The 8,184-nt window shown below is 65.0% G+C and carries 6 protein-coding genes; 4 read left to right on the top strand and 2 right to left on the bottom strand.

Going from position 1 to position 8,184, the window contains the following annotated elements; translation table 11 throughout:
- Positions 1-53: 53 nt before the first annotated feature.
- Positions 54-1,109 carry an ATP-binding protein gene (locus tag D6858_RS00230; RefSeq protein ID WP_120105871.1) on the bottom strand — a complete coding sequence of 352 codons (1,056 nt, stop codon included), beginning with the start codon at positions 1,107-1,109 and terminating at the stop codon, positions 54-56.
- Positions 1,106-1,783: a response regulator gene (locus tag D6858_RS00225; protein WP_120105869.1), complete on the bottom strand. Its 678-nt coding sequence runs from the start codon at positions 1,781-1,783 to the stop codon at positions 1,106-1,108. The genes D6858_RS00230 and D6858_RS00225 overlap by 4 nt, the downstream gene beginning before the upstream one ends.
- A 142-nt stretch (positions 1,784-1,925) precedes the next feature.
- On the opposite strand from D6858_RS00225, the gene D6858_RS00220 reads away from it, so the two are divergent.
- The 4 genes from D6858_RS00220 to D6858_RS00205 are packed head-to-tail and all read left to right on the top strand — an operon-like array spanning position 1,926 to position 8,047.
- Positions 1,926-2,999, top strand: a complete 1,074-nt coding sequence (locus D6858_RS00220) for an efflux RND transporter periplasmic adaptor subunit (protein WP_240623617.1) — start codon at positions 1,926-1,928, stop codon at positions 2,997-2,999.
- Between the two features lie 13 nt (positions 3,000-3,012).
- Positions 3,013-6,099: a multidrug efflux RND transporter permease subunit gene (locus D6858_RS00215; protein ID WP_120105867.1), complete on the top strand. Its 3,087-nt coding sequence runs from the start codon at positions 3,013-3,015 to the stop codon at positions 6,097-6,099.
- A complete protein-coding gene (locus D6858_RS00210) occupies positions 6,096-7,469 on the top strand; it encodes an efflux transporter outer membrane subunit (RefSeq protein WP_120105865.1) in 1,374 nt (457 codons plus the stop codon). Before D6858_RS00215 ends, D6858_RS00210 begins: the two co-directional genes overlap by 4 nt.
- Positions 7,466-8,047 carry a GNAT family N-acetyltransferase gene (locus tag D6858_RS00205; RefSeq protein ID WP_205664834.1) on the top strand — a complete coding sequence of 194 codons (582 nt, stop codon included), beginning with the start codon at positions 7,466-7,468 and terminating at the stop codon, positions 8,045-8,047. The genes D6858_RS00210 and D6858_RS00205 overlap by 4 nt, the downstream gene beginning before the upstream one ends.
- Positions 8,048-8,184: the final 137 nt, after the last annotated feature.

Raw genomic sequence — 8,184 nt, 5'->3', positions numbered from 1 at the left:
CGTAGACCCTTCCTCTCAGGAGTTAGGGCCTCCGACAATCCCGGGGCGGTTCACTATATCAATTCCTCCGATAGCCTGATTTCAAAAGTAGATCGCATCCCATCGCGCCGAAAGGCAATTTGGCCACCATGTGCGCGCGCGATCCCGCGAACTACTGAGAGTCCCAGGCCGGTGCCGCTGCCAGAGGTCCCGCCACGGACGAAGAGTCGAAACGCATCTTCCTCGAAGCCAGGCGCTAGGCCGGGGCCATCATCGTCTACTGCAATCGACATGCCGCCGGGGAGATATGATACTCGAATGACGATCTCACACGGATCGGCATGACGGTAGGCGTTGTCGACCAAAGCCAGCACGGCCTGACGGATACGCGCCGCGTCGGCACGGATCGTACCGCGTGCAAGATCGAGCGCGAGCGCGAAGCCAGCCGGTTCCAGCATTGAGCGCAGCGTGGGTGCCAGGCCTTCGATCTCCGCAGCCAGATCGACTTCGGTCAGGACCAGTTCTAGCCGTCCGCTGTCCGCCAGGCTGACGCTGCGCAGGTCCTCGACCAGGCGCGTCAACCCGGCGACCTGTATCAGCAAGCCGTCGATCAGCATTGCGTCGAGCGGAAAGACCCCGTCCTTCGCGCCCTGCAATCGCCCTTGCAGAATGGTGAGCGGGGTACGTAGTTCGTGCGCGATCTGGGCGTTCCATGTGCTGACATCCTTGGCCATCCGCTCCAACCGATCCGCCATCGCGTTGAAATCCGCGATCAGCGTCGCGGTTTCGCCTTGGGCTTCGGGCAAGGGCTCCACACGTGCCGCCAGATCACCCTGAGCAATCTGGCGGGCGGCCTCACCGACTGCCCCCATCGGGCCGACGATCCGACGCGCCAGCCACACAGCCAGAGCGATAGCGATGGCCAGCCCGACGATGGCAATCCCCAATGTTATCGCAATGTCGACTTCGACAGTATCCTCTGTCTCGGAAGGGATCGGCGCAACGATGCGCCAACGCTCCAGCAAGGCATAAGCAACGTAGAAAGCCGCCGTGCTGACGGCGATCATCAGCACTGACAGTGCGGCCATCGCGACTGACAACTGCCGAGTCAGGCTAATGCCCTTGCTCATGCGCGAGTTGCTAGCCGATAGCCCACGCCACGCACGCCTTCGGGCATGTCCGGAGCCCCAGTCTGCTGGAGTTTGCGCCGTAACTTGCTGATGTGGCTGTCCACGGTGCGGTCGAGCGCGTCCGATCCCGGCATGCAGGCATCGACCAGTTCGCTGCGCGAGAACACCCGCGTCGGGCTGCGCGCCATATGCGCCAGCAGGCGAAATTCGGTGAGCGTCAGCGCCACGTCCAGTTCACCCACGCGCACGATATGCGCGGTGGTGTCGATCTCGACCGGGCCGATCCGCAGGACACCGCTAGCACCCGCACCACTCGATCGCCGCAGCACCGCTTTGACGCGAGCAACCACCTCGACCGGGTTGAACGGCTTGATGACGTAGTCGTCCGCGCCGACGCGTAACGCCTGAAGCTTGTCAAGATCCTGATCGAGCGCAGTGATGACGATCACCGGCGTGCCGCCACGCCGCCGGATTTCGGACAGAACCTCCCACCCGTCGGCCCTGGGCATGGTGATGTCGAGAAGGACGATGTCGGGCTTGAGCGCGAGATGGACATCGAGAGCAACGTGTCCGTCGCTGGCCTGCACCGTGCGAAAACCCTCGCGCTCCAGATAGGCGCGCAGGATATCGGCGATATCCTTGTCATCCTCGGCGATCAGGGCAAGCGCGTTCATGACCGGCACTTAGCAGCGCCGGGGCGCACTGCGCCAGATGGCTCCACACAATCTCCATACAGTCTCGACGATGGAGCAACCGTTCGGGACGAGATGGCCCAGCATGATAGCTATCCCCCCACTCCGCCGCGCCCTCCTTCCGGTGCTGGTGTTCCCTCTGCTGACGGCATGTGCTGCCGAGGAACCTGCCGCCCAGCCGGCTGCTGTTGAGGTGCTGACGACGACCGTAGTCCCTTCGCCCGTCACCATTACGGAAGAGCTTCCTGGACGCGTGGTCGCGTGGCAGGTCGCCGAGATCCGCCCGCAGGTTTCTGGCATCGTGCAGAGCCAACTGTTCGAGCAGGGCGCGCTGGTCCGCGCCGGTCAGCCGCTGTTCCAGATCAACCCCGCCCCTTATCGCGCGGATGCGGACAGCGCCCGCGCGACGCTGGCACGGGCATCCGCCGCATACGCCCAGGCGAAAACCCAGGCCGATCGGCTGAAGCCGCTCGCCACCGCCGATGCGATCAGCCAGCAGAGCTATGACGATGCTCTCGCCGCCCGCAACCAGGCGGCGGCGGCCGTTGAAGAAGCCCGTGCGGCCCTGCGGCGCAGGCAGCTGGACGTCGGCTTCTCACGCGTGACTGCGCCCATTTCCGGGCGGATCGGCGAGGCCAACGTTACCCAGGGCGCTCTGGTGACGGCGGGAGACACCACTCCGCTGGCGACCATCCAACAGATCGACCGTGTCTATGTCGATATCCGCCAGCCCGCCGAACGTTATGCCGCCCTGCGCGCCTCGAAAAGCGCGGACGGCCCTGTGGAGATCGTCACCGCGACTGGCCAGGTCCACCCGGTCAAAGGGCGGGTGCTGTTTTCGGGCATCACCGTCGATCCGGGCACTGGCGACGTGCTGGTCCGCGTATCGGTCGACAATCCGGGCGAGCTGCTGCTGCCGGGCATGTATGTCCGCGCCCGCCTGCCCCGCGCCTCCATGCCGGCTGCGCTGACTGTACCGCAACAGGCGGTCACCCGCGATTCCGAAGGGAACGCGCAGGTCAGCGTGGTGGGACAGAACGACCGGGTGCGGGTGCGCCGCGTCATCCCGGGAGCCATCGTGGACGGACGCTATGTGATCCAGTCCGGCCTCAGGCGCGGCGACCGCGTGATCGTCGAGGGGCAGGACCGCGTCCAGCCCAACACGCCCGTCAAGCCGCTCCCCTGGCGCAAGAGCTGAGAAGGCCGTCCCCATGCCCCGTTTCTTCATCGACCGCCCGGTCTTCGCCTGGGTCATTGCGATCGCCATCGTGCTGGGCGGCATCATCGCCTTGCCCAAGATGCCTGTCGCCCGCTTTCCCAGCGTCGCACCGCCCAGCGTCAGCATCTTCGCCACCTATCCCGGTGCCACCCCGCAGACCGTGAACGACAGCGTCGTCTCCCTGATCGAGCGCGAGCTGTCGGGGGTGAAGAACCTGCTCTATTTCACCAGCAGCGCCGACACTTCAGGCGGTGCGAATGTGACGGCCACCTTCCGCCCCGGCACCAATGTCGAACTGGCGCAGGTCGACGTGCAGAACCGGCTGAAAGCGATCGAGGCCCGGCTGCCGCAGGCGGTGCGTCAGGGAGGGGTTACGGTGGAATCTGCTACATCGGGCTTCCTCATGATCGTCAGCCTGATGTCTGAGGATGGTCGCCGCGACGAGGTTGCGCTGGCGGACTATATGAACCGCAGCGTCATAGATGAATTGAAGCGCATCCCCGGCGTGGGGCGAGTGCAGAATTTCTCGGCCGAACGCGCGATGCGGATCTGGCTCGATCCTGCGAAGCTGACCGGATACGGACTGACCGCCAGCGACGTGACCGCCGCGATTGGCGACCAGAATATCCAGATCGCACCGGGCTCGCTCGGCACCGAGCCGACGACGCAGGAGCAGCGCGTCACTGTCCCGGTGACTGCCGACGGCCAGCTCAAGACGCCGGAGGATTTCGGCGCGATCATTCTGAAGGCGAAGGCCGACGGCTCGTCGGTCACGCTGGACAAGGTCGCGCGCATCGAGCTTGGCCGTCAGAGCTTCGGCACCGCCACCCGCGAAAACGGCAAGGAAGCCGCCTCCGCCGCGATCCAGCTGTCGCCGGGCGCGAACGCGGTGGCCGTATCGAAGGCGGTCAAGGCGCGCATGGCAGAGCTTTCAGGCTCCTTCCCCCAGGGGGTCAGCTGGTCGGCTCCGTTCGACACGGCACCCTACGTCAAGATTTCGATCGAGAAGGTGCTGCACACGCTGGTGGAGGCGATGATCCTCGTCTTTCTGGTGATGTACCTGTTCCTGCAGAAAGTCCGCTACACGCTGATCCCTGCCATCGTCGCGCCAATCGCGCTGCTTGGCACGATTGCGGTGATGCTGCTCGCCGGTTTTTCGATCAACGTGCTGACCATGTTCGGCATGGTGCTGGCGATCGGCATCATCGTCGACGATGCAATCGTCGTGGTCGAGAATGTCGAGCGCCTGATGCACAAGGAAAATCTGCCACCGCGCGAGGCCACGATCCGTGCGATGGCGGAAATCACGCCCGCGATCATCGGGATCACGCTCGTCCTGTCGGCGGTGTTCATCCCCATGGCCTTCGCCTCGGGATCGGTCGGCACGATCTATCGCCAGTTCACGATGGCGATGGCGGTTTCGATCCTGTTTTCCGCCTTCCTCGCGCTCACCCTCACGCCAGCGCTTTGCGCCACCTTGCTCAAGCCGGTGGAGCGGGAGCGACCCAAGAACCGTGTCTTCCAGGCGTTCGATCACTGGTTCGAGCGCGTGACCGCGCGGTACGAGGACTGGGTCGGCAAGCTCGTCAAGCGCACCGGGCGAATGATGGCGATTTTCGCGCTGCTGATCGGGCTGCTCGGCATCGCTTTCGTCAACCTGCCGTCGTCCTTCCTGCCCGAAGAAGACCAGGGCTATTACATGACGACCTTCCAGCTGCCTGCCGACGCGACCGCCAACCGCACGCTGGAAGCGGTGACGGCGTTCGAGCGGTTCGCGAACACGCGCCCCGGCGTCCAGACGACGCAGGCGGTGCTCGGCTTCGGCTTTTCCGGCTCGGGCGCCAATGCGGCGATGATCTACACCATGCTCAAACCGGGCACCGACGTGCGCAAGGAAATCGCGGCAGCCGATGCCGCGATGGCCAAGGCTGTCCACGAAGGGACGGTCATGAACATGATGCCGCCAGCGATCGATGAACTGGGCACATCCTCGGGCTTCACGCTCCAACTCGAAGACCGCGCGGGCAAGGGGCGCGAAGCGCTCGATGCAGCGAAGAACCAGTTGCTCGAACTCGCCGCTGGCAATCCGAAGCTGAAGGATGTTTACGCCGACGGACTGCCGGGCGGCACCAATGTCCGCCTCGACATCGACCGGGCGAAGGCGCGCGCGATGGGCGTATCCTTCACCGCGATCACCGACATGATCGGGACGGCACTGGGCAGCGCTTATGTCAACGACTTCCCCAATCAGGGGCGGCTGCAACAGGTGATCGTCCAGGCCGACGCGCCCTCGCGTATGAACCTCGACGATCTGCTGGCCCTGCGGGTCGCCAACTCTGCCGGAGGGACCGTGGCGCTGGGCGCTTTCGTGACGCCGAAATGGCAGAACGGACCGCTGCAACTGTCCAATTACAACGGCTATCCCGCGATCAGCATCACCGGCTCGCCTGCGTCCGGCGTATCGAGCGGCGATGCGATGAAGGCGATGGAAGCGGTCGCGGCCAAGCTGCCTGACGGCTTCGGAATCGATTGGACCGGCGCATCGCTGCAAGAACGCCATGCTGGCGCGCAGGGACCGTTGCTGCTCGCGCTGTCGATGCTGGTCGTCTTCCTCGTGCTTGCCGCCCTTTACGAAAGCTGGGCGATCCCGGCCTCGGTCATGCTGGTGGTACCGCTGGGGCTGATCGGCGCGGTGGCTGCAGTGTTGCTGCGCGGGATGGACAACGACATCTTCTTCCGCGTCGGCCTGATCACGATCATCGGCCTGAGCGCGAAAAACGCGATCCTGATCGTCGAATTCGCCAAGAGCTATCGCGAAGAAGGCATGAGTTTGCGCGATGCGGCTCTGGCCGCCGCGAAAGTTCGCCTGCGCCCGATCGTGATGACCAGCCTGGCCTTCACGCTGGGGGTGATGCCGCTGATGCTGGCGCGCGGTGCCAGCGCGGAAACGCAGGCGGCGCTCGGCACCGGGGTCTTCGGCGGCATGATCACCGGCACGGTGCTGGCCATCCTGTTCGTGCCCGTCTTCTTCGTGGTGGTGTTGGGCCTTGTCGAGCGGATGCGGGGAGCGAGGGCATGAGAGTGCGCGTGCTCACGATCGGGCTGCTGCTGGCGACGAGCGCATGCTCGATGACCCCGAAGCTGACCCTGCCCACGCCGCCGGTGGCCGCGACTTTTCCGCTTGAGATGGGCGGCGAGGCCGTCCCAGAATGGCGGGGCATGTTCGGCGATGCCCGGCTGCAGGCGCTGATTGCGCTGGCGCTGGACGAGAACCGCGATCTCAGGATCGCAGCGCTCAATGCCGAGGCGGCCCGCGCGCAAATCCACATGCAGCGCGCGCAGAGCCTGCCCAATGTCAATCTCGACACGGGCTATACGCGCCAGCGGGCTGGCGGTGAGGTTGCCGCTGGCCAGACCAGTACCTCTTCCGGCCAGTTCACCTTGCAGGTGGCGCTGACCAGTTTCGAGATCGATCTGTTCGGTCGCCTGCGCGCCCAGAATGCCGCGGCGACTGAGCGCTACCTCGCCTCGCGCGAGGGCCAGCGTGCCATGCGGCTGACCGTGATCAGCGCGGTCGCCGACGCCTATCTGGCAGAGCGACTTGCCGAAGAGCAGGTCCGCCTGACCGACGCGACGCTGGCCGACTGGCAGGCCTCGCTGGCGCTGGCCCGCCGGCTGCATGATGCAGGCCAGTCGAGCGGCCTCGATCTCGCGCAGGCCGAAGGGCAGGTCCGCCAGGCCGAGGCGGATATGGCGCAGCGCCAGCGCGAATGGCAGCAGGCGACCAATGCACTGACCCTCGCGGTCGGTGCGCCGATCCCGGCCGACCTGCCGTCGCCGGTCGATCTGATGGCGCAGCCGATCCAGACCGCGCTGGCAGCCGATACGCCGTCGGACCTGCTGACCCGCCGCCCCGACATCATGCAGGCCGAGCATGAGCTGCGCGCAGCCAACGCCGATATTGGTGCGGCGCGGGCGGCCTTCTTCCCTCGGTTGTCGCTCACCGGGGCATTCGGCTTTGCCAGCCAGGCGCTCCAGACGCTTGGGGGCGCAGGCAATCAGAGCTGGTCCTTCGCGCCTGCGCTGTCGGTCCCGATCTTCCGCGGTGGAGAACTTCAGGCCTCGCTCGACCTGTCGCGCATCCGCAGCTCGATCGCGGTCGCGACTTACGAGAAGACGATCCAGACCGCCTTTCGCGAAGTCGCAGACGGCCTCGCCGCGCGGGCCACCTTCACGGATCAGCTGACCGCCCAGCAGGCGGCGATGGAGCAGGCCGAACGCCGGTTGGCACTCTCGGGCCTGTCCTACCAAGCAGGCGCGACCAGCCGCCTCGAACTGCTCGACGCGCAGCGCACCGTCTATGCCGCACGGCAGGCGCTGCTCAGCGCGCGCCATGCCGAGCTCACGAGCGCAACCGCGCTCTATCGCGCGCTGGGCGGTGGAGTATGAACTCTCAGATGGAAACCGGAATGACGCAAAACGATATCACGCTCAGCCTGACGGACCCGGCTGACTTTCCCGCCTTCAAGCGCGACCTGCAGGCAGCCTTCGCGATCGCAGTGGTCGAGGAAATGGGCGAACTGCCGGACGAGCCGATTCCGTCCGATGCGGATCTGGACAAAGCTCTGGCCAGCCCGAACGCGGTTGTCCTGCACATAATGCAAGATGACCGGCGGGTCGGTGGCGCGGTCGTGACGATCAACCGCGATACGCAGGCCAACTTCCTCGACCTTCTGTTCATCACTGTCGGGAAGCACGGACAGGGTCTCGGAAAGGCAGCCTGGTCTGCGATAGAGGCGATGTTCCCAGAGACTTGCAGCTGGGAGACGGTCACGCCCTATTTCGAGAAGCGGAACATCCATTTCTACGTCAACGTCTGTGGCTTCCACATCGTCGAATATTATCACGAACGAAACCCCGATCCCCATACGCCCAGTCCGAGCGGACTGCCAGACAACAGCGACATGTTTCGCTTCGTCAAGAAAATGCGGCGCAGTGCCAGCGGTAGCAGCAAGCAGAGTAAATGAGCGTCCACGATCGACTTGCTGCTGTGCTTCTCACGACACTAGCAAGCCGCCGAATGATCTCGGCGGCAGCGAGCTGTGATCCAATTTATGATGAACACACGGCAGCTTTCGGGCCTCTCCGGCTACCCCTCGAACGA

The sequence above is a fragment of the Tsuneonella suprasediminis genome (assembly GCF_003605755.1).
In the GTDB taxonomy this organism is placed as follows: domain Bacteria; phylum Pseudomonadota; class Alphaproteobacteria; order Sphingomonadales; family Sphingomonadaceae; genus Tsuneonella; species Tsuneonella suprasediminis.
Note: the sequence above shows the minus strand (reverse complement) of the source record. Positions and strands in the feature narration are given on the sequence as shown.

Coding starts and splice junctions, on each gene's coding strand:
- D6858_RS00210 (WP_120105865.1), top strand. CDS start 6,096: ATGAGAGTGCGCGTGCTCACGATCGGGCTGCTGCTGGCGACGAGCGCA.
- D6858_RS00230 (WP_120105871.1), bottom strand. CDS start 1,109: ATGAGCAAGGGCATTAGCCTGACTCGGCAGTTGTCAGTCGCGATGGCC.
- D6858_RS00215 (WP_120105867.1), top strand. CDS start 3,013: ATGCCCCGTTTCTTCATCGACCGCCCGGTCTTCGCCTGGGTCATTGCG.
- D6858_RS00225 (WP_120105869.1), bottom strand. CDS start 1,783: ATGAACGCGCTTGCCCTGATCGCCGAGGATGACAAGGATATCGCCGAT.
- D6858_RS00205 (WP_205664834.1), top strand. CDS start 7,466: ATGAACTCTCAGATGGAAACCGGAATGACGCAAAACGATATCACGCTC.